Source organism: Halocatena pleomorpha, assembly GCF_003862495.1.
Taxonomy (GTDB): Archaea; Halobacteriota; Halobacteria; order Halobacteriales; family Haloarculaceae; genus Halocatena; species Halocatena pleomorpha.
On sequence record NZ_RRCH01000003.1, the window covers coordinates 202,691 to 226,653 of the forward strand.

Genomic DNA, 23,963 nt, shown 5'->3' on the forward strand with positions numbered 1-23,963 from the left:
TGGGAAATCACTACCGATTCAGAATCATATACCAAAAATTCTGAGAAAATTTAATACATGAAGACAAATGATATACAAGCAGAAGGAATGCTATCTACTAGCCACGTAACCTGGTGTCACAGCGACCGATAAGGTTCCCTTACCACGATATTGTGGTAGTAATACACAAAATATGGTTCGATCCATGACCGATCACGACTGCCGTCGTACCGTTCGCAGTGCAGCACTGCGATCTCTCACCGAGCGCCGGAAGCCCCCGACACCGAAAGCGGTGAGAACCATTACCCTTCAGGCGTTGTACACTCACCATCCGCACGTGGCACTCGAAGACGTACTCGAACTTCGCGTGCTGCTTGAGGGTCCCCGGCGTGAAACACCGATCGACGAGCAGGTCGACACGGTCCTTGAAACCGCGCTCAACGAACTTACGAAATGGAATATGGTTTCGCCGGTGTCCGTGTGACTGCCAGAAACACCGAGAACGAGTCGTCGACGGAGCGGACCGTCACCGGGATTCCCGTTGATGAACTTTGTTTATTTCGATAAGTAACCTAAAAATGGCTTTCACGAGGTTTGCATCCACGTCAAAACGGGCCGCGTTCTCGCCCGCTCGCTCCATCACCTGCTGTTCCTGTGATTCGTCCGTCGTTGGCAGTCCTCGCTCACGCTTGACGGAGGCGATCGATTCAGCGACGTACGTGCGTTGTGCGATCAGTTCCACGATTTCTTGATCGATCGTCTCGATCTCATCGCGCAGTTGTTCAAGGGTCATTTCCTCTGTGCTCCGTCCGTCCGTGTTGTCGTCAGCCATGTGTTTCCGTCGTACGTGTTCCACCGTTCTTGGACCTGTTCGAGTTCCGATTGATCACCGACTGCAACGAAGCTTGGCCCCGTTCCCGATAAGGTGACACCACGGGTGTGAGGCATAGCCGTTATGAGTGGCTCAGTCGGGAAGCCGAGTGCTGCGGAGTAGGCCAACCCGTTCACGGTCATCGCCCGTCCGTAATCGCCCGCCATCGCTAGGTCAGCCACGAGATCGGCCATGGGTGCGATCGTTTTACACCGGTCGACATCGGCATCAGTACTGAACGCTCGTTCGTTCGGTGTCCAAACGAGCACATCCCAATCGACGGTGTCGTGATCGAGCAACTCATCACGCGCGTTGTCGGTGATCGTCAATCCGCCGAGCATGCTTGCGCTGGCGTCGTCGAACGCCCCTGTGACGGTAACGCCGGTGTCTCTGGCGGCAGTAACGCCGATTCGAGCCGCGTCCTCGCGGGGACAGGAAGCGTCGAGCGCGTCGAGCGTTGCGAGCACCGTCGCGTTTGCGGCTGCGCTCGAACTCTTCAATCCGGCTGCCATCGGAATCTCGCTTTGGGTTCGTACCGTTCCACCGTGTCCATCACCGAACCGTTCGACGACCAGTTCAACACACCGTTCGATGAGCCGTGTGTCGGCGTCTGGTGCGTCCGCTATCTCGCCAGTGATCGGCCCGTCGGGCGTGAGCTGGACGGTTGCAGTTATCTCACTGTCGATGGCGAACGCTGACCCGATCCCGGTTGCAAGCGCGTTCAAAACAGTGCCAGCAGCAGGGGCTATTGCTCGGCCGTTCACACGTGTCCCTAACGGTGGGTACACTTACCACTGGTGGTCCTGGCCAAGGTTACACAGAAACACAGAAATTATTTGACAAGATACGAAAAGAAACCAGTGCGTGCTTCTCTTATAGGCGTCTCGAATACGTGTTTTATGGGCAAACGAAGCGAGATTTCTCCGGACACTCTTCGGATCGCTCTCGAACCGGAAGGGGTCGAGGTGGAATACTTAGACGATCGAAGCGTGTTCTATCACGGCGTTCCGGAGAAAACGAGTGGGCCGGTCCGTGCGCCACCAGGTACTCAGGTACACGTCCTCGTCACCGATCCCACAGAGACTGAGGGCGTGATGATCTACGTGAATGATCGGAAGACCGCCGATGAAATCCTCCGCAACACTGGTGTCGGACGAGTGCTAGTAGAAACCGATGAAGAGCGATCGATCTTTCCGGGCGTTACAGTGCAGCGATCCGGCTATCAGATCGAAGTCGCTTCCGATCCGTCTGCTGCGCGCGGGCGCGTGTTCGTCTTCGCTGAAGACGAACGCGCAGAACGATCGTGGGAGATTGTCGCTGCAAGCGAGTGAGTCCGTATTATTCGACACCGACCGCGGCGGGAACATCGAGCAGTCCAGTGCCGGCTTCGGTTTCTGATAGTCCGATGTCTTCGGCGGTCGCAGTGAGTCGTTCGGCCGCTTCGGTGTTCGAATAGCCGTCGTTCATCAACATCCCACCGACACCGGCGACGTGCGGACAGGCCATCGACGTTCCCGAGAGGGACTGATACGAGCTCAGAATGGAGAGATACGTCGATCGGATGTTCGCTCCCGGCGCAACCAGATCGACCTCTGGTCCGGTCGAAGAAAACGAAGCGAGTGCGTCGTCGCTGGTCGTTGCCCCGACACCGACAACCTCTGGATAAGCAGCTGGGAAACTAACACAGTCGGTACAGGGACCGCTGTTACCTGTAGCGGCCACTAAAAGCGTACCTTGATCGGTAGCGTACTGGCAGGCCTCCCGGAGAAGCGCTGAATCCTGCATTAAACCGAGACTCAGACTCCCGGCATCCCATCCTTGGTTGGCGACGTATTCGATTCCGGAAGCAATATCCGACGCGGTACCACTCCCCAATGCTGTGAGTACCTTGACCCCGTGTAGCGTCGCGTCGGGACTCACACCGATGACACCGTTCGTGTCATCGACGGCAGCCACGATGCCGGCACAATGCGTTCCATGACCGTTGTCGTCCTGCCAGTCGGGAATGAGTCCGCCTTGTGTGGTTGCTTCCTTGCGTGTTGCTGTCTGTTTGACCCGCTTGCGCTTGCGTTCAGCACGTTGCTGCTCGCTCGATTCCGAAAGGATTCCGATCCCGAGTGTAAACGAATCACCCTCACCGATGTTTGCGTCGAGATCGGAGTGATAGCTATCGATACCGGTGTCGATGATGGCGACATCGCCACCACTGCCGGTCCGTCCGTGTTCGTGAGCCACATCGCTATCGACGCGGTCGATCCCCCACGGTAGTTGCTGCTGGAACGCCTGAGCAGCTTTATCCTGTTCGACATACCGCACCGAATCGTCTGCCTGGAGGGTCTGGACCGACCCGTCTGAAAGGAACGGTTTGGGAACCGCGACAGTCGCTGCGCCCCATGCGTACGTGCGAAGGAGGTCGATGTCGTTTACCAACGTGCCGATCGTATCGAGCACGCCGTCATCGTGGTACCCCACGTTGATCGCAACGAGATCCGCCGCGATCTCGTCGATTACATCAGAAACCAATCCGAACGCGCCAACACCGGCGACAGAGCGGAGGACATCACGTCGGCTTGGATCGAAATCGTTGGAGGGACTTTCTGTCATATATGGTAACATAATTACAATAAACCCGATAACATATAGGATTATCTGAATTTATTTTATATGTGTCCATAAGTATATAGTTAATTAATATCATGTAAATGTAGGTATGTTTGGTGCAGAAGTGAATCACGCGACGAGAGACGGTCACTGACCCCAAGCCGTGGCAACAGTAAAAACGCGTTCGGGGCCGGCAAGGTCGTCCGTCTTCGTCATTCCCATCCGCTAGATACAGGTAGGAACGATCAATGACAGCGAATCTTTTCGACCCATTACCGCTGCGTGAGACGACACTTCCGAATCGGGTAATGGTCTCCCCAATGTGCCAGTATTCATGCGAATCTGGCGACGGCGTAGCGACGGACTGGCATTACGTCCATCTCGGGAGTCGCGCGATCGGCGGAGCGGGCATCGTGATGACTGAAGCGACGGCTGTCGAGCCGCGTGGTCGTATCACGCCGCAGGATCTTGGTATCTGGGACACTGAGCACGCTGACGCGCTCGCACCGATCGCGTCGTTCGTCCGCGAGCAGGGAAGTGTTCCAGGGATCCAGTTGGCTCACGCCGGGCGGAAGGCATCGAAGCGTCGGCCGTGGGACGGAAGCACGCCGCTTTCGCCTGACAACGGTGGCTGGGAAGTGCTTGCCCCCAGCTCCGACCCGTGGCCCTACGAGGACGACGCGCCGCCGACGCGTGCAATGAATCAAGACGACATCGAAACCGTCATTGGGGCGTTCGAGAACGCTGCACAGAACGCACTCGCTGCGGGGTTCGAGATCGCAGAGGTTCACGCTGCACACGGGTATCTCCTCCATGAATTCCTCTCGCCAGTCACGAATCAGCGGACCGACGACTACGGCGGGAGCTTCCAGAACCGGACACGACTGCTTCGTGAGGTAGTTTCTGCTGTGCGCTCGGTGTGGCCCGACGATCAACCCGTGTTCGTTCGGATTTCAGCCACTGACTGGCTTCCCGACCGGGACGCGTGGACGGTCGAGGAGTCGATTCGTCTAGCAGATCAACTCGCCACGAACGGTGTGGATCTCATCGACGTGAGCGGGGGCGGCATTCATCCCGGCCAGCAACTCCCCGACACTGGGCCAGGCTATCAAACAACCTACGCCCAACGGATCGGAGCGGAAACGACGGAAGACATCCGTGTCGGCGCCGTGGGCGGGATCACGACGCCCGAGCACGCCGACGCAGTCGTCCGGACTGAACAGGCCGACCTCGCCGTCGTCGGTCGTGAACACCTCCGTGACCCACAGTTCACGCTCACCGCTGCGTCTGAGCTCGGTGCCGAGGAGATCACGCCACCGCCGCAGTACTACCGGGCATACCCCGGAATCGCCCCGGAGTAGATCTGTTTCGCTGACGCCGATCCATGCTCGGTGTTTTATGCGTTCACGGAAATCGATCCCACTATGCACGTTCTCGTTAACGCCGCGATGAGCGCAGACGGCAAGCTCGCCACCCACCGCCGCGAACAGCTTCGTATCAGCGGTGACGCCGACTTTGCTCGCGTCGATCGCAGGCGGGCCGAAGTCGATGCAATCGTGGTGGGTGTCGGAACGGTGATAGCCGACGATCCGTCACTGATCCGCTTTGACCGTGAGCGTCGATCCGAAATCGAGCCGACAGGTGTGCCAGCCCGCGTCGTAGTGGACTCCCGGGGACGGACCCCACTCGACGCTGGGCTGCTTTCCGGCGACGCACCAACATATCTGCTCACCAGTGAGGCCACTCCGCCAGAGCGACGCGACGCGTTCCGAGACGCCGGCGCACGGGTTATCGTCGCTGGCACCGATCGCGTGAATCTCCCTGACGCGTTCGGTGCCCTTGAACGCGAGGGGATCGAGCGACTGCTAGTTGAAGGCGGCGGCGAACTGATCTTCTCCTGCTTCGAAGCGGAGCTCGTTGATGAGCTTTCGGTGTACGTCGGATCGCTCGTCATCGGAGGCCAAGACGCGCCGACGCTCGCTGACGGGAACGGATTTGTTGAATCGTTTCCGGCGTTGACACTCCGTGGTGTCGAACGCCTCGGTGACGGTGTGCTACTCCGGTGGCGCGTTGAAAACGAGTGACTGCCTGCCCTACAAACGGACTCAGTGATCGTGTCCGGTCGCCTGAGCGAACGTCATCCCGAAATGCTCCTCGAACACGGCCATCATCCTGTCTTCAACAGCAGAAAGGTCTTCATCTATCTCTTCCTCACCGTGATGAACGAGCGCGTGAACGCGCTGTGCACACGACAGGACGAGGATGTCACTCACAACGTCGGAAGCCGTCTCTTCTTCGTTCGAAAGTGCATCGAACAACGACTCCGGTAGCGCGACCTCTGTTTCGTCGTTCGGCCCTGCAATCGTAATGACAACGTCGTTTGCGTCTGTCGTCATACCCCCCGTTTGACCGACGACCACTAACCTCTGTTGGGTACAAGCGGCAGAAGCAAGCCCCATCAAATGCTGTACACACGACACGCCGTTTGAGGCGTTGCTACGGGCATTTTCTTTTATCGATCCGTGCCAACGGAGAGTACGGTAGAGACCCCGTCTCAAACTCAAACCCGACCAAATGATGTCTCCCGCGAGATACTCGCTGAGCGTCGCAAACGCCTCGATCTGATCGCCGTACCGATCTATCTCTCTATTTTTTCATCAATAATCTTTTTTAAAATATACTTACTGTTTGGGGATAAAGTACTGTGTTGTCACCGACGGCTATAGGTGCTCTCAGGAGGTGAGTGAGAATCGTATACCCGTTGTACGTCTCCTGTTCGATATACCTAGCTTCAATGACAACCGGACAGCCTGCGGGGATAGCCGTCGCACCCACAGCGCTACCGTGTCGCAAAACTGTCCGGCGGGTCCACCGTTCCGACCCCATATTATGTATCTAAACTGATTTTTCAAGTGTGGCAGTATCTCGGTGACAACAGCACATCCATCCCAGCATACAACGGTAATATGTCTATAGTGCAATAATATATTATGGTTTATACCGATGAGAATGCATGAGTGGGTCGTGGCAGTGCTCAGTCGTCGGATTCGGCGGCAGCCACCTCGGCCTGCTGGGTTCTAGCGAGCTGATCGAGATAGTCGTCCGCGTCGAGTGCGGCCTTGACGCCCATTCCGCCAGCGGTTGCAGCCTGTTGATAGTGATAATCAACGACATCGCCAGCGCCGAACAGCCCTGCAACGTCGGTACTGGTTTGGCCGCTGCCCCGACCGCCATTGGTGATGATGTATCCGTCTTCGTCGGTTTTCACGCCCGTTCCATCGAGATACTCGGTGTTGGGCGTGTGACCGATGGCGAGGAAGACGGCCCCCACGTCGCGTTCGGTGGTTTCTGTCTCCGGTTCATCGAGTTTCTCAGAGGGATAACCAGACTCGTTGTGTGCGAGTGTGACGTGCGAAACGCCCTCCTCTTGGCTTCCGTGGATCTCAGTCAGTTCCGTGTTGCGGAGGATCTCGATCTCCCCATCGTCAACCATTTCTTGAACGCGATCCACCCAGTACTGTTCGGCGCGGAACGATTCCCGGCGATGAGCGAGATACACTTTCGAGGCGAACTTCGTGAGGAAACTGGCTTCTTCCATCGCGGCGTCGCCACCGCCGACGACGAGCATTTCCTCCCCACGGAAGAACGCGCCATCACACGTCGCACACGTCGAGACGCCGTAGCCCATCAGCTCGTCCTCTCCGGGAACACCGAGGGTGCGCGCGCTCGCTCCCGAGGCGACGATCACCGCGTCAGCGGTGTAGGTCGACCCGTCGTTACATTCAACCCGGAACGGGCGATCGGTGTCATCGATTTCGGTGACCACACCGTGTTCGATGTCGGCTCCAAAGCGAGTCGCCTGCTCTTTCATCCGGTCGACCAACTCCGGCCCGGAGATTCCTTCTGGAAAGCCCGGATAGTTGGCGACATCAGTTGTGAGCGTGAGCTGTCCGCCTGGTTCGGTTCCTTCGATCACGAGTGGATCGTTGTTCGCCCGACCCGCATAAATCGCAGCGGACAGGCCGGCGATCCCCGTCCCCGTGATAATGAGCCGTCGGTGTGTGGCGTCAGTCATCAGTATCGGTAGTAGTCACGGGCGACATTAGTAGCTTGTTCAATCCCGAGGGGATTCCGATATCTCGGTCGTGGTGCGGCGCAATAATCACGTTTCAGAATTCCCTGTCTGTTGTCGGTACACGAATTGGGGGAGGAGGAACACCACGAATCCAAGACCGAACAACGCACATCCGCCAGCAACAAACGAAGCCTGAACCGTGCCCTCCTCACCCTCATACTGTATTTCAAACGCGTAGTAGCCACCATTGTATTCGACCACGTTGTTAGCGAAAAACTGCAACGACGCACCGCCGACAGAGGCGGCTCCACCGCCACCCGAGCCTTGCTGCTCAGGAACGATTCGATCGAACAGCTCTTTCTGTGATGAGGTGAGGTTCTCGTATGGTACCGATTCGTTCACAGACGAACTCTCATTTTCGAGTTGCACTAGATACGGAGACGACTGGGATCCGGTGTAGAGACCGAAACTCGCACTGGTGATACCAACGAGAAGCATCCCGATAGCGACTGCCTGAACCGCTGTGCCCCAGTTGACTTTCTGTAGCATACCGATTCATACCAATATCTATTACAAATATTTTTGGTATTATAATTATTAGCTACCTGACGCTCCGACTCCGCTGGATCCAAACCGTTAATCGGACATCCGGGTTGACGTACGGTATGGCCGCGGATCTCGAAGAGAAGACCGACCGGTACGAGCGGTTGTTAGCCGAGGCGCTTGCGGAAGCCACGATCGCGCCACCGAAAGAGACACCGCTGAGAGAGAGCGCGGCTGAGTACCACGAGATGGCCAACTCGTATCTTGAGGACGGACGGCACTTCCGTGAGCAGGGAGACGACGTGAACGCGTTGGCTGCCTTCTCGTATGGCCACGCGTGGCTCGACGCGGGCGCTCGCATCGGACTGTTTGACGTGCCAACCGACGGTCACCTCTTTACAGTGTGAGTGTTCGATCGTCCACCTTACACGATATCGTACTCGGCCAACACCACGTACAGCTCGTATAGAAAGATAAGACAGACGAGCGCGATCGACCCCCACGTCACCACCGTGAAGACGGTCGGCCCGATCGTGATCATCGCTCATCACCGCCAGTATCATCGACACCGTGATCGAACCGCGTAATCGTTCGGTCGAGCCGATCGAAATCGATCCGCGATCGTCCGACGGCCGCAGCCAGGGCCGTCACACCGCCCGACACGATCGCGGCACCCAGAAACGACCTCAAATACGTCGCGGCTGGCAGGGACGGCTCCAGCGCCGACAGCAACGGCCGAGCGATCGGGAAGAACAACACCCCGACGAGCAATCCGGTGAGGCTCGCCAGCAACGCTCCGTGGCCGGACAGCCGCCTCGCGTACAGTCCGGTCAGCAAGGGGATGAACGTCGCCACAGCGAGCAGATCGGCCACGAAAAAGAGTGTGAGCACGCTGTACCCCTGTGCGCCGATCACGATGGCCGCCAGCGCGACGATCACCGTCAGCACGCGCGCGCTGGTGGTGAGCGTCTTCTCGCCTGGATCGAGAATTCGAGGGAGATCGGCGGTTACGATGCTCGAAATAGCGTTGAACAGCGTGTCTGCGCTACTCATCACGAGCAACACAGCGAGGATCACGATCCCCAGAACAGCTGTGTCGGGAAACACCTCCGTGGTCACGAGAAAGAAGGCGATGCTCGCATTGCCCTCCACCAAACCGAGGCCTTGCGCAGCCAATCCGAACAACCCGGCAACGAATATCATCGGGACGACCGCGACGGCCGTCACGAGAAACGACCGTGTGAGCACCCGTTTGTTTTCGGCCGCGTAGACGCGCTGCCACCACGCTTGATTCAACATCTCCGCTCCGAGCACTGAGACGGCGATGTAGACGCCTGATTCCACACCGACAGCAAAGCCCAGATCTAACAGCTGCGGATTCGACGCCACAACGCTCTCGTAGACGGCGCGGGTTCCGCCGAGTTCAAGCAGCGCAACACCGAAGCTAACCGCAAGCAGCGGGAGGATCACCAACGCTTGGACAGTATCGGTGAAAATACTCGCTCGGAGTCCACCATACGTGGTGTACGCGAGAACGAACCCACCGATCAACAGCGCAGTTTGCCACATTGGGACGCCTGCGACCAACGACAACGCCCCCGTGATACCCGTCATCTCCGCCGCCAGAAACACGAACATGTACCCCACGCTCACAAGGAGCACGTATCCGTACATCAGCCGACCAAACCGGGCGTACGTATACTCCGTCAGTGTGTGGCCCGCAGGGATCAGTTCTCGGATGCGCGGCCCGATCACCGCGTAAATCACCATCGGAACGGCACTCCCGACCGCGTATCCTAAGACAGCGGTGATACCGCCGAACGCAGCGCCCGCCTCTGCGGGCGATAGCAGGATCCACGCGCCCATGCTTGACGCGACGAGCGTCGCTGTGAGCGTCCCCGTCCCGGCGCTGTCTCTCGCACTGATGTAATCTTCCACGCTGCCGATCCGGCCACGCACGAACCACATCCCGACCACCGATACCCCACCCACCACGAGCGCGGTCACACCGAGCGCGACCGACGAGGAAATCACTCACGACCACCTCTCAGAATCATTACTCGGTGATATTTACCGCTGATACATAGATGTGGTGACTGCGATCGTAGGCGACGAAACATTCATATTGTTGGTCGATACCACACCCCACCATGTTCGGTTCGTTCCAGTTCGGATAACTGACGTTCATCGTCACGCAGTCAATCGGTTTTTCGCCTCCAGAGAGCGAAACATTTATATGCCTTACGGACTTACGGTGGGTAAGGCGATAGGTGCGGTCGACGGGTTCCTGATTTATTTACCCGCGAGCCGCGCCCATCAGATATAATCATGAGTGATACGACAATCCGAGAATACACGGAAGAGTCGAGAGAATCGACCACTGAACGGGAGGACGAAGAGGAACAAGAGTCAGTCTCGACGTGTCCGGAGTGTGGCGGTCGATTGATAACCGACAGCGAACACGGAGAGACCATTTGTGAGGAGTGTGGGCTGGTTGTTGAGGAGGACTCAATAGACCACGGTCCGGAGTGGCGGGCATTCGACGCCCAAGAGAAAGACGAGAAGAGCCGTGTTGGTGCGCCGACCACCACGATGATGCACGATAAGGGGTTGTCGACGAACATCGGGTGGCAGAACAAGGACGCCTACGGCAACTCACTGTCATCGCGCCAGCGCCAGAAGATGCAGCGGCTACGCACCTGGAACGAGCGCTTTCGGACGCGGGACTCCAAAGAGCGCAACCTGAAACAGGCGCTGGGTGAGATCGATCGGATGGCGTCGGCACTCGGCCTTCCCGAAACCGTCCGCGAGACCGCGAGCGTCATCTACCGGCGTGCGCTGTCGGACAACCTCTTGCCGGGGCGGTCGATCGAGGGCGTCGCTACTGCGGCATTGTACGCTGCCGCTCGTCAAGCCGGTACGCCACGGAGCCTCGATGAGATCACGATGGTGTCCCGAGTCGATAAGATGGAGCTGACGCGAACCTACCGGTACGTGGTGCGCCAACTCAACCTCGAAATCAAGCCAGCCGACCCCGAGAGCTACGTCCCTCGGTTCGCCAGCGATCTCGACCTCACTGAAGAGGTCACGCGCCGTTCTCGGGACCTCATCAGCAACGCTCGTGAAGCGGGAATCCTCAGCGGCAAAAGCCCGGTCGGACTGGCAGCGGCAGCGATCTACGCCGCGTCACTGCTGTGCAATCAGAAGGTCACCCAAAGCGAAGTGTCAGATGTTGCCAACATCTCCGAGGTCACGATCCGGAACCGCTACAAGGAGATCCTCGAAGCGGATGCCAATCCGACAGCCTAAACTGACGTGTCTTCTCACACAAATAGTAGTGAAAGTGAAATTTTCTGAGTAGTTGGTCAACCTTTTTAGTACTGCGTGTACATCTTTCGAGTATGCCGACAGAAACGTACGTGAGATTGCTTTGTCCGGAGTGTGGCAAGCAATGGACCGCATCACCGGGAGATCTGCCGACGCCCGGTACAACGTATCACTGCCCTGGTTGTCACGCGAGTCGACGTCTGTCGGAATTTGCGCGCACAGAGCACGAACTTGAGACACTCAAAACGTTCGGGTAGGTCTAGCATATAGACACGTTTCTAGCAACTACCGAGCACTATATTGATATACATTGTTTGATGAATCGATCTTCTTTCTTTCCACTGCTTAATCGCCAGAAGGATGAAACCCCTTTGAGCAGGCGCCACAGGGCTTCTATCGCAGACAAATGGTAACGTGTCTCAGGGTAATACTATATGCCCGGAGTTACTATGTGTTTCCGACCATGAAAAAGCAGGAACTGATCCACCTTCACGGTCTGCTTGCAGAGGTATGCAACCACTACGAACTTCGAAGCGAGAACGCTGTTGATCATACGGCATACGACGAACTCGGTGTGCAGCCGACATCTATTCACAAATCGAAAACTGACCACAAAGAGGCTGTTTTTGCGTTGGCTGAAGGGATTACGGGCGAAATAACGACCGTCGAAGACGAGCAGCCCATCTCAGCAACTGCTGACTGATATCGCCACCCAGTATTCTGCGGATACCGACACCGACTGACAGTGCATTCTCCGATTGTGGATCCGTTCATCACGAAGTAGCATCATCCTACCGATAGTACGGGCAGGATACATCAGATTATGTAATGATAATTCATCAACAGTCGAGAAATACGCGTCTCATCCGATCGGTTCGAACAGCGGTTCCGCTCTGGGGTCACCTGCTTGTTAACCGTTCGTTTTGTGCGCCGCTCACGATGTCGTTCGCCGTCGAGTGTGACGGTCAGTTCTCCTCCATCAGATCTTGGAAATCTGGGAGCAGATCCTCGTCATCTGTCTCTTCGGCTTTGTTGGTCTCTGCGGACGTCTCTCCGGAATCAGACTCCGATTCGGAGTCGGAGTCGGAGTCGGAATCGGAATCGATCGTTTCGACGTCGATGATGTCGAGCGGTACCTTCTGCATTCGCTGGCCGATCTCTTTGCGTGCGATGCGCGATGCGTGCTCTTCGTCTTCGACGTTGAACACCGTCATTTCGAGTTCGAGGGCGACTAAGGCCTCGTCAGCGGCGACGAACGCCGGCTCCATCTCCTCGCCACAATGCGGACACGAACGCGTTCCCATCGAGATCTCGACGTAGTTGAGATCGGGATTGAGCATGTCCCCTGTCTTCGAAATCGCGATGCGCACGGCTTCATCGGCGGAACCGACATCGTAGACGGGTATTGCCGCCTCGACGACGACACGACAGTCCATAGTTCCTTTTCGCTGTCTGACCGTATGAACCTTCGCCTCGATCGAAAGCTCGAAAACCTCATCGATCGTTACTGGGGATGATGGAGCAGGGCGTCATCTCGCTCGATTCTGTCGGCGCGTTCGATCTCCAATCGACGGTTGAGAGCGGACAGAGCTACACGTGGTCGCGCGAGGATGGACGGATGTATGACCAAACACACACGTACGGCGGGTCTGCGTGGTACTCTACTGTGCTTCCTGCGACGATGGTCGGTCAGCCCGCCGTCGTCCGCGTCCGGCAACGCGATGGACGGCTGGAGTGGGAATCGACGATCGACGCCCACGAGCCGCTTGTGGATCTCCTCCGTCTCGATGATAATCTCGACGCGATCATGGATGAGACGGCAGACGAACCGCTGATTCGGGAGGCATACGAGGCGTACCGGGGACTACGTCTCGTTCGCGATCCCCCGTTTTCCTCGCTTGTCTCGTTCATCTGCTCGGCACAGATGCGGGTGTCGCGCATTCACGAGATGCAACGTTCGCTCGCCCGTGCGTTCGGAGATCCAGTCGAATTCGACGGACAGACGTACCACGCGTTTCCGACGCCCAAGCAGCTGGCAACTGCGACAGAAGCCGAACTCCGTGAACTCAAGCTCGGCTACCGAGCACCGTACGTTGTGGCGACCGCAGAGATGGTCGCAAACGGGGAACTCCACCCTACAGACGTGATCGACATGGATTATGAACAGGCACGAGAACGCCTCACAGAGTTCGTCGGTGTGGGACAGAAGGTTGCTGACTGCGTGCTGTTGTTCTCATTGGACTTCCTCCAAGCCGTCCCACTCGATACGTGGATCCGAGGCGCGATCGCCGATCAGTTCCCTGACTGCGACCGCGACAGCTATACGGAGATGTCGCGGGCGATTCGGGAGCGATTCGGGGCGGAGTACGCGGGCTACGCGCAAACGTACGTGTTCCACTACCTCCGAGAAGCCGAGGAGACAGACGTTGCGGCATAAACAGGAGATGTCCCCGACGGTTTTGTTCGTTCGGACGGAATCACCCAGCATGTCCGACCGAACACGTGCACACGTTTTTGTCTCGGGACGGGTCCAAGGCGTGTATTATCGTGCGACGACGCGCGAAGCGGCTACCGAGCGGGGCGTCGACGGCTGGGTGAAGAACTTGGACGACGGCCGCGTCGAAGCAGTGTTTGAGGGACCCTCCGGCGCGGTTGAGTCGATGGTCGAGTGGTGTCACACAGGAAGCACACGGGCTGATGTGAACGACGTGACTGTCGAATACGGCGATCCCGAGGGTGTTGCGGGCTTTCAGGTCCGGCGATAACGCGGTCCGACGGCCCCGTAGGTTTAACCCCCGAGCAAGCAAACGTCCGGCCATGATTACGATCGAAGAGATGGCCGTCGTGGACGCGAACGCGGCCGCACTCGGTGTTCCCCGAAAGCAGCTGATGGAATCGAGCGGCCGTGCTGTCGCCCGTGTCGTTCGAGAGCATGCCGAACCCGATGACGATGTCGTGATCGTTGCAGGCCGAGGAAACAACGGTGGAGATAGCTTCGTGGCTACGCGGTTTCTCGACGCGTACGATCCGACGGTGTTGTTGCTCGGGCGTGCAAAAACGATCAGCACGGAGATCAGCTGGGAGAATTGGGTGGCCCTCAATCGAGGGGAGTACGACATCCGTGAGGCGCGTGATTCGCGTGATCTCGACCTCGGAACCCCGGATCTCATCGTGGACGGAATCCTCGGAACCGGCGTGCGAGGCGCGCCCCGTGAACCCGCGCACACGGCGATCGAACGGATCAACGAGAGCGACGGAACGGTTGTCTCCGTCGACGTTCCGTCCGGGATGGACGCGAACAGTGGCACCGTAGCCTCCGTCGCCGTCGATGCGGATCACACGGTCACGTTCCACGACATGAAACCAGGATTGGAGTCACCAGAGCAGTCAGTGACGGTTGCCGACATTGGGATCCCTGCGATGGCTGACACACTCGTCGAGCGCGGTGATCTGCTCCGACTTGGACGAGCCCCAAACAGCCACAAAGGAGACAACGGAACCGTACTCGTTATCGGCGGCGGTCCGTACACGGGCGCGCCGGCACTGACCGCACAGGCTGCGCTGGCCGCCGGTGCTGACATCGTCCGGGTTGCCTGTCCCACCGCGGTGGCGGAGACCGTGCAGAGCTTCAACGAAGGCCTCATCACGACGCCACTGACCGGTGACCGGTTGGATTCCGACCACGTCACATCACTCCTCGAAGCGGCTGCTGAGGTTGATGTCGCCGTTCTCGGTCCCGGATTGGGTGCCCACGATGAGTCACTGGCTGCCGCCCAATCGTTCATTTCCTCGTTCGATGGTACGTGTGTCGTCGACGCCGATCCTCTCGGTGTGGTCCCCGACGCGGCTGATACCGACGCGTCGCTCGTCTGCACCCCACACGCTGGCGAATTCCGGCGCATGGGTGGAGATCCGAGCGACAGCTGGCGCGACCGGATGGACGATGTCCGAACGCTTGCGACGGATCTCGGTGTGACAGTGTTATTGAAAGGACGATACGACGTGATTGCCGATGGATCTACCGGACGAACGCGCGTCAACCGCAGCGGAACGCCCGAAATGACCGTCGGCGGAACGGGCGACGTGCTCGCGGGTATCGTCGGGGCGTTCGCGTCGGTTCTCGATCCGATCCACGCCGCCGCGATCGGCGCGTACATCAACGGCCGGGCCGGTGAGCGAGCCAGCAACGAACGAGCATCGATCTCCCCACTCGATCTCATCGAAAACGTTCCGGTGGTGCTAGACGCGTGACCGATGCGTTCTCACACATTGATGATGAGCGCTCGGTCCAGATGGTCGACGTGGGTCGAAAGCCCGATACAAAACGCCGAGCGGTCGCCACTGGAACCATCGAGCTTCGACCATCGACTGTCGACGCCGTCCATGCCGACGAGATCGGAAAGGGGAACGTTCTGGCGACCGCCCGCGTCGGAGCAGTCCAAGCGGTCAAGCACACGTGGGAGTCGATCCCGATGTGTCACCAGATTCCGATCACGAACGTCGACACCGACTTCGAAGTAGCAGAGGACCGACTGTCGCTGACGGTCGCCGTCGAAACCATTGGCAAAACCGGCTGCGAGATGGAGGCACTCACCGGCGTTACGACCGGGCTGAACGTCGTCTGGGACATGGTGAAAGCCGCCGAAAAAGACGAGCACGGCGAGTACCCCACCACCCGGATCAAGGACGTGCACGTCCACAGCAAGGAGAAAACGACGATCGAGTGATGACACACGCGGCGGACGACGGTCTCAGTTCAGTCGCAATGGACCAGATCGGTCGTCACCAGCATCCGCGTCGAACAGTCGGAGAAAGACCGGTACGTAACTGAACCAGGCGAGGAGAATGTCAAGCGCTTTGACGGTGTTGCCACGCGCGATGCCGAGTGTCTTCTGAATCTCGCGGCCGGGAACCGTTTCAGTGGTGACAAACTCCATGGTAGATATGTATTGTAAGGTATAATTAAACGTTTGAATGAGTTCCAATCTGTTTCCGTATCGAACGGCGGCGTCCGTTCCGTGCGGTCGGTAAGAGCAACCTGTCCGTTGGAGCCGATGACGACAATATATATACAAATTCGGCCGTGGTCGTCCGGGTCGGAAATCAGGGTTTTTTTGTTGAATCGTGGGGTATGGGGGATATGGCATTCGATGAAGACGACACCGTGGTGTTACACGATCAACACAGCGAGCACGACGGTGACGTTGGGACGATTACCCAAGTGATGGAGACGATGTTCGGTGACGCGACGTACACAGTGAGCTTCGAAGACGGACAGGAACAGGGCGTGCCGGAAGACGCTCTCGAACCTGCTTCGGATTCAGAGGAGTAACGACCGGCCGTGTCGGGTGTTCCGTTCCACTACGTCGATCTTCAGGCGTTTTGTTACGCCACTGAGGACGAACCCCGCGTTGAGCGTGCTCTCCGAACGTTTCTGCCGGAGGAGTTCGAAATCGAGCGCGTTGAGAATACGGGGTATGCTGGCGACCGCATCGTCGTGTTATCGGCGCGGGTCGAAAGCGCGGACGCGATCCGACACGTCCTCGCACAACTCGACCAGTTGTCTGCCGAGGAGTGGACACAGTTGCGTGATGAACTCGATCGACGAGTGACCGAAAACTGCGAGCTGTATCTGTATCTCGACAAACAAGCCGCTCTGGCTGGAGAGGTAACGCTCGGAAAGGGGCTTTCGTTCCGTGGGAAGGTCGAAGCGTATCCAGCTAAAAAAGAATCCGCGATCGAGAACGTGATTGACGCGTTCGATCCGCTTTCAGAGTGATCTGATCCATGTATGAGGCCGTTCACGCGCGTCCTGATGGGACAAGTACAGTTTCCCGCCTCGCGCTCACCGCCTCCGAACTGGAGTACGACGGTCTCGTCGTTCGGTGTCACGACGACGCCATGGCGGAGTATGATCCAAACGAGATCGCAGCAGGCTTCGGCGTCGATCTGGTTGCGGGCGTGGAGCTCCGTGCCGATGACCGGTCGTCGATGGCGAGCGCGATCACGCGCCACCGATCGCGTCAGACGATCGTCTGTGTCCACGGCGGGCAACACAATCGGTTGGCGTGTGAGGACGAGCGGGTCGATGTCCTCGCCCACCCGATGGCCGACGGCGATTTCAACCATGTCCTTGCGCGCGCCGCGGCGGATAACGGTGTCCACATCGAGTTCAATTTCGCGCGCGTGCTACGCGCCGACGGCGGCGAACGCGTCAACGCGCTTCGAGATCTTCGGCGGCTCCGCACGCTCGTCGACAAGTACGACGTTCCGTACGTCGTGAGCGGCGATCCCCACAGCCACCTGGAACTGCGGGCCCCTCGGGAACTCGTGGGAGTTGGAACCGTCATCGGATTCACTGACGACCAGATACGCCACGGGCTACTGGCGTGGAAGGAGATCGCAGCGCGCAACCGGGATCGACGGTCCGAGTCGTTCATTGAGCCTGGCGTCCGTATCGGACGGTATGAAGAAGACGATTGAGGAACACGCGGCACGGTTCGACGACCACGCTGGGGCCTACGACGAGCAGCAACCCGAAAACGAGGAGTATCGCGCGTGTGTGAGCCTCGTCATTGACCACGCGGCTCCGGAGCCATCGGACACCGTTCTCGATCTCGGCACCGGTACTGGCGCGATCGGACTGTCTCTGGCGGCTGACGCGGCACGGGTCGTCGGCCGGGACATCAGCGACGGAATGATGGACCAAGCCCGAGAGAAAGCAGCCGCTCACGACATCGAAAACGTGGCGTTCGGAACTGGTACGTTCCGCGAACCGAACTACGACGGTCCCGTCGATATCGTCGTTTCGAATTTCGCGCTCCACCACCTGAGCGACGATGAAAAACGAGCAGCGATCAAAACGATCGCCGCACTCGGTCCCCAGCGATTCGTCCTCGGAGACGTGATGTTTTTCGACACCCCAGATCCTGACGAGCCGTACTACGATCCCGAAGTTGACGACCCCTCGACAGTGGGCGTACTGGCTGACGCCCTGACGGACGCCGGATTCTCGCTGACCGCCGTCGAACGGATACACGAGCAAGTCGGCGTGTTGGTCGCGGAGCGAACCACCCGAAGCGAGGAGTGAACCGTGCGCCATCTTCCAAAGCACCTTCGTCCGCGGTGGCGTTATCTCGGCGTCGAGATCGAGGCGTGGCCAGACGCGCAGATCACCCGCGGACAGTTCCAACGGGAACTGTATTACAACGCCCAGAACCTCATCGGAGACGTTGGAAGTGCGGAGGTGGATTTGAGCGTGTTCGGGTTCTCGTTCAGCAACGGCGACGGAGCGGCCGTCGTCCGCGTACGGCGCGGGGAAGTTGAGCGCGGACGGGCAGTGATCGCCTGTATCGATCAGATCGATGACCAGCCAGTACGGGTGGCCGTGCGCGGTGTCGGTGGAACGGTCCGAGCCTGCGAAGAAAGGTATATACGGCGTCCGTTGGAAACCCCAGAGGAAAGAACCGTTGCGTTCGAGAATGCCGATCGGTTCGCGTTCGTTCGGGAGCGACGTATCGCGGTACGAACCGATAACGGGTTCGCGGGTGCGACCGACTTCGATATCGAGTAACTATGCAGGGACAAAGCCAACAGCAAGCCTACGACCGGGGGATTACGATCTTCTCACCGGACGGACGGTTGTATCAAGTAGAGTACGCTCGTGAGGCGGTAAAACGTGGCTCGGCAAGCGTCGGTGTCAGGACGGCCGATGGGGTCGTTCTTCTCGCTGATAAACGGATCAGATCGCCGTTATTGGTGGGCGAAAGCGTCGAGAAACTCCACAAGGCCGACGACCACGTCGGCATCGCCAGCGCGGGTCACGTCGCTGACGCCCGACAGCTCATCGACTACGCTCGGCGCTACTCACAGGTTAACCAACTGCGCTACGGCGAGCCGATCGGGGTGGAAACGCTGACGAAGGCCGTCACTGACAACATCCAGCAGTACACGCAAGTCGGTGGCGCGCGGCCGTTCGGCGTCGCGCTCATTATCGGTGGCATCGATGATGGTCAGCCACGGCTGTTCGAAACGGATCCCTCGGGAACGCCCTACGAATGGAAAGCGCTCGCAGTCGGCGCGAACCGCTCGGACATCGAAGAGTACCTCAAAGAACAGTACCAAGCGGAGATGGATCTCGAAGGCGGCATCGGACTCGCTCTTGAGGCACTCGCGTCGGTCAACGAGGACGGTCTTGAGGCGGAAGGACTCGGCGTCGCAACCATCGACAGCGAAACCGAACAGTACCAGGTACTCGATGAGGACGAGGTCGAATCGTATCTTGACGAGCACGATCTCCTCCCCGACGACACGGACGACGAAGAGTAGTGCGTTCACGCTTCGACAGCGACATTGCGAGACACTGGCCACATACGGCACCTCGGTTCCCGCTTGATCGATTTATTTCTATTGGGTTCGAAAGCATTCATTGAAAATCATTAGGAAGATTAAAAAGAGATTAATGCGTTCTTATGGGTAGTGATGTCGTATGTCCGACACTGAGCAGACACCGCTCGAAGCGCTCGCTGCCCTCCCGACGTTCTACCATCCGACCGCGTCGCCCGACGGATCTGAAATCGCGTTTTACTACGACGAGACCGGTCGCAACGAGTTGTTTGTTCTCGATGTTGAGACAGGGGACCGACGACGGATCAGTGACGGTGTTGTTCCGCGCAACGCTCGTTGGTTCATCAGATGGGACGCCGATGGTGAGCGGGTGTTCTATCACCGCGATGTCGATGGCGACGAGCAAAACGACATCTACGCACTCAATCGAGACGGGACAACAGAGCCAGTCGTCGAACTCGATGGACAAACGATCTTGGCGGACGTTTCCTCCGATGGATCGTCTCTGTTGCTCCAATCGACCACTAACGGACAGATGAATCTCTACCGGCACTGTCTCACGACAGGGGAGACGACCCGGCTGACGGCGTATGATCACGCTGTTGTGGGTGGTGTTTTCTCGCCCGACGGAACGCGCGTGGCCTACACCACGAACGAGAGCGACGAGGTTACGAACAAAGACGTGTACGTCGCCACCATTGGAGATTGTGTGCACGATCCCCCACCGACCACCGGTGACGATAGCGGTGAAGAAAAGGAATCACCGGCTCGCAATCTCCGGATCGGTGAAACGGGCACTGAGGCCACCGTTGTCGATTGGGGACCCGACGGCGACAGATTGCTCGTGACCGACAACACCGAAAACCGTTCTCGGTGTGGAATTTACGACCTCCGAACGGACGAAATCGAATGGTACGGTGAATCCCAACACGAAGAGCGTGCTGTCTGCTTTTTGCCGGATGGATCCCAGTTTATTGCCCACCGAACTAGTCGTGCGTCCGTCCGAGCGGTCGTGTACGACACGGACGGGGCCGCTCGTGAACTCGATCTCCCAGAGGGATTTACGTCGTTCCCTGCTCCCGACGGCGAGGCAGTGCTTTCGGAGAATCGTGTTCTGCTCTCGCATACAACGACCGACCGACGACCAGAGCTGCTTGCGTACGATCTCACTACGAACGAGCAGACAGTACTCCTCGAAGCGGAATACGGTTCCTTTGAGCCGGATGGGTTCACTGACGCTGAGTATTTCCGATTCGAATCCCATGACGGGTTGGAGATCGGTGCTCTGCTGTACGATTCAGGAGTTCGTCCCGCACCGTTGATCGTCAATCCCCATGGCGGTCCCCGGTGGGCAGATTTCCGACAGTTCGATCTGTTTGCCCAGTTTCTCGTCGCGCAAGGATACAGCGTGTTGCAGGTAAACTACCGCGGATCGAAGGGTCGAGGGCGTGCGTTCATCGAGCGACTCAAAGGTGATTGGGGTGGCGACGAACAGGCCGACATCGCAGCTGCCGTCGAACACGTCAGAACAGATGACCGGATCGATGCCGATCGGATCGCCGTCTTCGGTGGCTCGTACGGCGGCTACTCGGCGTACATGCAACTGCTCTCCTATCCTGAACTCTACAGCGCGGGTGTTTCGTGGATCGGTGTGAGTGACCTGTTTGACATGTATGAGAATTCGATGCCCCACTACCGGACCGAACTCATGGAGTGGTATCTGGGTCAGCCTGACGAGAATCCGGACCTGTATGCGGATCGGAGTCCGATCACCCACGTCGAGAATCTCTCCGCACCACTGTTGATCTGTCACGGGGTCACTGACCGCCGCGTGCCGATCTCACAAGCCCGCCGCTTCCGGACGGCGCTAGAAGACGCCGGATATGAGCGGGGTGAGGCGTTCGAATACGTCGAGTTGGGCGCGGAAGGACACGGCTCCTCAGACATCGACCAGAAGATTCGCATGTTTACGATCCTCGATGACTTCCTCGATCGACGGTTCTCGGCGGACTGATCTCCCTTTCCAAGGGAGAACACACTTTACCGCGCCCCGAATACCCAGAGTCATCCCATGATATCCCTTGACGAAGCGGTGACAGCGCGGCTCGAATCCCACGGCACGCGGTTCGAAGTACTCGTAGACCCAGACGCGGCGCTCGCCATCAAACGCGGTGAGTTCGAGGATGATCTCGAAGACGTGATCGCCGCCGAAGACGTGTTTGAGGACGCTTCAAGCGGCGACCGGCCGGCAGCCAACGACCTCGAAACGGTGTTCGACACCACCGAGCCACTAGAGATCATTCCAGAGGTGATACAACGCGGCGACATCCAGATCACCGCCGAGCAGCGGCGGGAGATGCAAGAGAAAAAACACAAACAGCTCATCGATCGGATCGCTCGGAACGCCGTCAACCCACAGATGGACGACGCGCCACATCCCCCCGAGCGCATCGAGCGCGCGCTCGAAGAGGCGGGATTCACGGTCGATCCGATGGAGCCAGTCGAAAATCAGGTCGACGACGCGCTTGACGCGCTCCGGCCCATCATCCCGATCCGGTTCGATGAGGTGATCATCGCGGTGAAGCTACCGGCCGAGCACGCCGGGAGCGGGCAGGCACGGATCCGGGAGTTCGGGGATCTCCAGCGCGAAGAGTGGCAGTCTGATGGCGGCTGGGTCGGTGTCCTCGAATTTCCCGCAGGACTGCAAAACGACTTTTACGATCTTGTCAACGAAGTCTCCAGCGGCGGGGCAGAAACCCGCGTCGTCAAAGACGAAGACGAAATCAGTACGCGGTGACATCCCCTCTGTGGCTCCTGTGGGGTGAGCGGCTCTCAATCGTCCCGGAGGATTAAGTGACCAGACCGCCTATTTTTTCACGAGTGACGGGAACACCACACGATCCGGAAAGCGCGGTCATCGCAGCGCGCGGGCCGTCGGGGTCGTCAGATCCCGAGACCGACGAGATTCGGGATCTGGCCCGCTCTGCTGGCTACCGCATCGCTGGCGAGATTACCCAAACACGAACGGAGGACCCAGCGCTCTGTCTCGGTTCGGGAAAAGTCGACGAACTCGCTCGGTTGCTCGAACGGACAGACGCGGGCGCTGTCGTTTTCGATAACCGATTAGGGCCGTACCAGACGTACAATCTGGGGACCCGGCTCCCTGACGGTGTAAACATCGTCGATCGGTTCCGGCTCATCCTCGACATCTTCGGGCAGCGCGCCCAGACACGGACGGCACAACTCCAGGTCGAACTCGCTGAACTCAGATACGAACTCCCGAGAGTCGAAGCCAAAGTGAGTCTCGCAAAGCGCGACGAACGCCCCGGCTTCATGGGTCTCGGTGAGTACGATGAGAGCCGAGAGCAGGACATCAAAAACCGTATCAGTCGGATCCGAGAGGAGCTGACCCAAATCGAAGAAGAGGAGGAGAAGCGCCGCGAACAGCGCCGGGAATCCGGTTTTGATCTCGTCGCGCTCGCAGGATACACCAACGCCGGAAAGTCAACGCTGTTGCGCCAACTCGCCCGCGACCTCGCTGTCGACGAGAACGAAAACCAACACCCCGATCTCGACCCGACGGCTGAATCCGAGGATCGGCTGTTTACGACGCTCGGAACCACGACCCGGCGGGTCGACATGGACCGGCGGGACGTTCTCGTAACCGACACGGTTGGTTTCATCTCGGAACTTCCCCACTGGTTGGTCGAGTCGTTCAAATCCACCCTTGATGCCGTCTATCGGGCCGATCTCGTGCTCCTCGTCGTGGACGTTACGGAACCAATCGAGGAAATCCGCGAGAAGCTCATCACCTGTCACGACACGCTGTATGAGCGCAACGAGGCACCGATTGTCACTGTATTGAACAAGATCGACCGCGTGGACAAAGAGGAGTGTGAACGAAAGATGAACGCCCTCTCAGCACTCGCACCCCATCCGATCACCGTGAGTGCTGTCGAGGGGACCGGTACGGATGAGCTACTCGACCGGGTCGATCGTGAACTTCCGCCGTTCGAACACGAGCGGCTGGTGCTGCCGATGACTGATGACACGATGAGCCTCGTTTCGTGGATCCACGACAACGCTCGCGTCAATGACGTTACCTACGGCGAACAGGTCGTTGTTGACTTCGAAGCACGGCCGGCCGTCGTCGAACAGTCAAGAGCAAAAGCTGGGACACTCACCGTTCCCGCCGAATGAACTGAAACACCCTCGTCAGGT

Annotated in this window: 29 protein-coding genes and 1 pseudogene; 21 read left to right on the top strand and 9 right to left on the bottom strand. The window is 58.4% G+C overall.

Annotated elements, in window-relative coordinates; genetic code table 11:
• The first annotated feature begins 184 nt into the window (after positions 1–184).
• The gene (locus EIK79_RS02050) at positions 185–463 is read left to right on the top strand and encodes a hypothetical protein (RefSeq protein ID WP_124953468.1); all 279 of its coding nucleotides are present in this window, start codon (positions 185–187) and stop codon (positions 461–463) included.
• Between the two features lie 42 nt (positions 464–505).
• On the opposite strand, the gene EIK79_RS02055 is transcribed toward EIK79_RS02050, so the two are convergent.
• On the bottom strand, positions 506–811 hold the full coding sequence (locus EIK79_RS02055) for a chorismate mutase (protein WP_124953469.1): 306 nt from the start codon (positions 809–811) through the stop codon (positions 506–508).
• Positions 769–1,614, bottom strand: a complete 846-nt coding sequence (locus tag EIK79_RS02060) for a shikimate kinase (protein WP_124953470.1) — start codon at positions 1,612–1,614, stop codon at positions 769–771. Before EIK79_RS02060 ends, EIK79_RS02055 begins: the two co-directional genes overlap by 43 nt.
• A 135-nt stretch (positions 1,615–1,749) precedes the next feature.
• Between EIK79_RS02060 and EIK79_RS02065 the strand changes: the two genes are divergently transcribed.
• Positions 1,750–2,181 carry a DUF5796 family protein gene (locus EIK79_RS02065; RefSeq protein WP_124953471.1) on the top strand — a complete coding sequence of 144 codons (432 nt, stop codon included), beginning with the start codon at positions 1,750–1,752 and terminating at the stop codon, positions 2,179–2,181.
• A 7-nt stretch (positions 2,182–2,188) separates the two neighbouring features.
• On the opposite strand, the gene EIK79_RS02070 is transcribed toward EIK79_RS02065, so the two are convergent.
• Complete coding sequence (locus EIK79_RS02070) at positions 2,189–3,454, bottom strand: S8 family peptidase (protein ID WP_124953472.1); 1,266 nt, start codon at positions 3,452–3,454, stop codon at positions 2,189–2,191.
• Positions 3,455–3,699: 245 nt separating this feature from the next.
• Here EIK79_RS02070 and EIK79_RS02075 point away from each other — a divergent pair, with 245 nt between their 5' ends.
• Both EIK79_RS02075 and EIK79_RS02080 read left to right on the top strand, forming a co-directional pair.
• Positions 3,700–4,812, top strand: a complete 1,113-nt coding sequence (locus EIK79_RS02075) for an NADH:flavin oxidoreductase/NADH oxidase (RefSeq protein ID WP_124953473.1) — start codon at positions 3,700–3,702, stop codon at positions 4,810–4,812.
• Positions 4,813–4,875: 63 nt separating this feature from the next.
• Complete coding sequence (locus EIK79_RS02080) at positions 4,876–5,535, top strand: 2,5-diamino-6-(ribosylamino)-4(3H)-pyrimidinone 5'-phosphate reductase (RefSeq protein ID WP_124953474.1); 660 nt, start codon at positions 4,876–4,878, stop codon at positions 5,533–5,535.
• 21 nt (positions 5,536–5,556) lie between these two features.
• Here the strand turns inward: EIK79_RS02080 and EIK79_RS02085 are convergent, their stop codons facing one another.
• The 3 genes from EIK79_RS02085 to EIK79_RS02095 all read right to left on the bottom strand — a co-directional run bounded on the left by EIK79_RS02085 (position 5,557) and on the right by EIK79_RS02095 (position 8,075).
• A complete protein-coding gene (locus EIK79_RS02085; protein ID WP_124953475.1) occupies positions 5,557–5,847 on the bottom strand; it encodes a DUF7545 family protein in 291 nt (96 codons plus the stop codon).
• A 638-nt stretch (positions 5,848–6,485) separates the two neighbouring features.
• The gene (locus tag EIK79_RS02090; RefSeq protein ID WP_124953476.1) at positions 6,486–7,526 is read right to left on the bottom strand and encodes an NAD(P)/FAD-dependent oxidoreductase; all 1,041 of its coding nucleotides are present in this window, start codon (positions 7,524–7,526) and stop codon (positions 6,486–6,488) included.
• A gap of 87 nt (positions 7,527–7,613) precedes the next feature.
• On the bottom strand, positions 7,614–8,075 hold the full coding sequence (locus tag EIK79_RS02095; protein ID WP_124953477.1) for a hypothetical protein: 462 nt from the start codon (positions 8,073–8,075) through the stop codon (positions 7,614–7,616).
• 116 nt (positions 8,076–8,191) lie between these two features.
• Here EIK79_RS02095 and EIK79_RS02100 point away from each other — a divergent pair, with 116 nt between their 5' ends.
• Entirely contained in the window at positions 8,192–8,476 is a 285-nt protein-coding gene (locus EIK79_RS02100; RefSeq protein ID WP_124953478.1) for a DUF357 domain-containing protein, read from the top strand.
• A 130-nt stretch (positions 8,477–8,606) separates the two neighbouring features.
• Here EIK79_RS02100 and EIK79_RS02105 read toward each other — a convergent pair whose 3' ends face one another.
• Entirely contained in the window at positions 8,607–10,103 is a 1,497-nt protein-coding gene (locus EIK79_RS02105) for a sodium:solute symporter family transporter (protein ID WP_124953479.1), read from the bottom strand.
• A gap of 294 nt (positions 10,104–10,397) precedes the next feature.
• On the opposite strand from EIK79_RS02105, the gene EIK79_RS02110 reads away from it, so the two are divergent.
• The 3 genes from EIK79_RS02110 (at position 10,398) to EIK79_RS02120 (ending at position 12,099) form a co-directional block, all read left to right on the top strand.
• On the top strand, positions 10,398–11,378 hold the full coding sequence (locus EIK79_RS02110; RefSeq protein ID WP_124953480.1) for a transcription initiation factor IIB: 981 nt from the start codon (positions 10,398–10,400) through the stop codon (positions 11,376–11,378).
• A gap of 92 nt (positions 11,379–11,470) precedes the next feature.
• Positions 11,471–11,653, top strand: coding sequence for a DUF7836 family putative zinc-binding protein (locus tag EIK79_RS19405; RefSeq protein ID WP_124953481.1), 183 nt, complete (start codon positions 11,471–11,473; stop codon positions 11,651–11,653).
• Positions 11,654–11,859: 206 nt separating this feature from the next.
• On the top strand, positions 11,860–12,099 hold the full coding sequence (locus EIK79_RS02120) for a UPF0058 family protein (RefSeq protein ID WP_124953706.1): 240 nt from the start codon (positions 11,860–11,862) through the stop codon (positions 12,097–12,099).
• A gap of 262 nt (positions 12,100–12,361) precedes the next feature.
• On the opposite strand, the gene EIK79_RS02125 is transcribed toward EIK79_RS02120, so the two are convergent.
• Complete coding sequence (locus EIK79_RS02125; RefSeq protein WP_124953482.1) at positions 12,362–12,832, bottom strand: DUF555 domain-containing protein; 471 nt, start codon at positions 12,830–12,832, stop codon at positions 12,362–12,364.
• An 80-nt stretch (positions 12,833–12,912) separates the two neighbouring features.
• Between EIK79_RS02125 and EIK79_RS02130 the strand changes: the two genes are divergently transcribed.
• Genes EIK79_RS02130 through moaC form a run of 4 tightly spaced genes read left to right on the top strand, consistent with a single transcriptional unit; the run spans position 12,913 to position 16,123 of the window.
• Complete coding sequence (locus EIK79_RS02130; protein ID WP_124953483.1) at positions 12,913–13,833, top strand: DNA-3-methyladenine glycosylase family protein; 921 nt, start codon at positions 12,913–12,915, stop codon at positions 13,831–13,833.
• A gap of 49 nt (positions 13,834–13,882) precedes the next feature.
• Positions 13,883–14,161: an acylphosphatase gene (locus tag EIK79_RS02135; protein WP_124953484.1), complete on the top strand. Its 279-nt coding sequence runs from the start codon at positions 13,883–13,885 to the stop codon at positions 14,159–14,161.
• A 52-nt stretch (positions 14,162–14,213) separates the two neighbouring features.
• The gene (locus tag EIK79_RS02140; RefSeq protein ID WP_124953485.1) at positions 14,214–15,647 is read left to right on the top strand and encodes an NAD(P)H-hydrate dehydratase; all 1,434 of its coding nucleotides are present in this window, start codon (positions 14,214–14,216) and stop codon (positions 15,645–15,647) included.
• Positions 15,644–16,123 carry a cyclic pyranopterin monophosphate synthase MoaC gene (gene moaC, locus EIK79_RS02145; protein WP_221621652.1) on the top strand — a complete coding sequence of 160 codons (480 nt, stop codon included), beginning with the start codon at positions 15,644–15,646 and terminating at the stop codon, positions 16,121–16,123. Before EIK79_RS02140 ends, moaC begins: the two co-directional genes overlap by 4 nt.
• 117 nt (positions 16,124–16,240) lie before the next feature.
• Here moaC and EIK79_RS19370 read toward each other — a convergent pair.
• Positions 16,241–16,333 (bottom strand): annotated as a pseudogene (locus tag EIK79_RS19370) (heavy metal-binding domain-containing protein); the annotation flags it as partial.
• 203 nt (positions 16,334–16,536) lie between these two features.
• On the opposite strand from EIK79_RS19370, the gene EIK79_RS02155 reads away from it, so the two are divergent.
• The 9 genes from EIK79_RS02155 to hflX all read left to right on the top strand — a co-directional run bounded on the left by EIK79_RS02155 (position 16,537) and on the right by hflX (position 23,942).
• Positions 16,537–16,728, top strand: a complete 192-nt coding sequence (locus EIK79_RS02155; protein ID WP_124953487.1) for a DUF1918 domain-containing protein — start codon at positions 16,537–16,539, stop codon at positions 16,726–16,728.
• A 9-nt stretch (positions 16,729–16,737) separates the two neighbouring features.
• Complete coding sequence (locus EIK79_RS02160; RefSeq protein WP_124953488.1) at positions 16,738–17,175, top strand: RNA-binding protein; 438 nt, start codon at positions 16,738–16,740, stop codon at positions 17,173–17,175.
• Between the two features lie 8 nt (positions 17,176–17,183).
• The gene (locus EIK79_RS02165; protein WP_124953489.1) at positions 17,184–17,879 is read left to right on the top strand and encodes an RNase P subunit p30 family protein; all 696 of its coding nucleotides are present in this window, start codon (positions 17,184–17,186) and stop codon (positions 17,877–17,879) included.
• The gene (locus tag EIK79_RS02170) at positions 17,863–18,486 is read left to right on the top strand and encodes a class I SAM-dependent methyltransferase (RefSeq protein ID WP_124953490.1); all 624 of its coding nucleotides are present in this window, start codon (positions 17,863–17,865) and stop codon (positions 18,484–18,486) included. Before EIK79_RS02165 ends, EIK79_RS02170 begins: the two co-directional genes overlap by 17 nt.
• Positions 18,487–18,489: 3 nt before the next feature.
• A complete protein-coding gene (locus EIK79_RS02175) occupies positions 18,490–18,969 on the top strand; it encodes an Rpp14/Pop5 family protein (protein ID WP_124953491.1) in 480 nt (159 codons plus the stop codon).
• Positions 18,970–18,971: 2 nt separating this feature from the next.
• Positions 18,972–19,724, top strand: a complete 753-nt coding sequence (gene psmA, locus EIK79_RS02180) for an archaeal proteasome endopeptidase complex subunit alpha (protein ID WP_124953492.1) — start codon at positions 18,972–18,974, stop codon at positions 19,722–19,724.
• A 160-nt stretch (positions 19,725–19,884) separates the two neighbouring features.
• The gene (locus tag EIK79_RS02185) at positions 19,885–21,756 is read left to right on the top strand and encodes a S9 family peptidase (protein ID WP_124953493.1); all 1,872 of its coding nucleotides are present in this window, start codon (positions 19,885–19,887) and stop codon (positions 21,754–21,756) included.
• Between the two features lie 57 nt (positions 21,757–21,813).
• On the top strand, positions 21,814–22,539 hold the full coding sequence (locus EIK79_RS02190) for a ribosome assembly factor SBDS (RefSeq protein ID WP_124953494.1): 726 nt from the start codon (positions 21,814–21,816) through the stop codon (positions 22,537–22,539).
• Between the two features lie 83 nt (positions 22,540–22,622).
• The gene (gene hflX, locus EIK79_RS02195) at positions 22,623–23,942 is read left to right on the top strand and encodes a GTPase HflX (RefSeq protein ID WP_124953495.1); all 1,320 of its coding nucleotides are present in this window, start codon (positions 22,623–22,625) and stop codon (positions 23,940–23,942) included.
• Positions 23,943–23,963 lie beyond the last annotated feature (21 nt).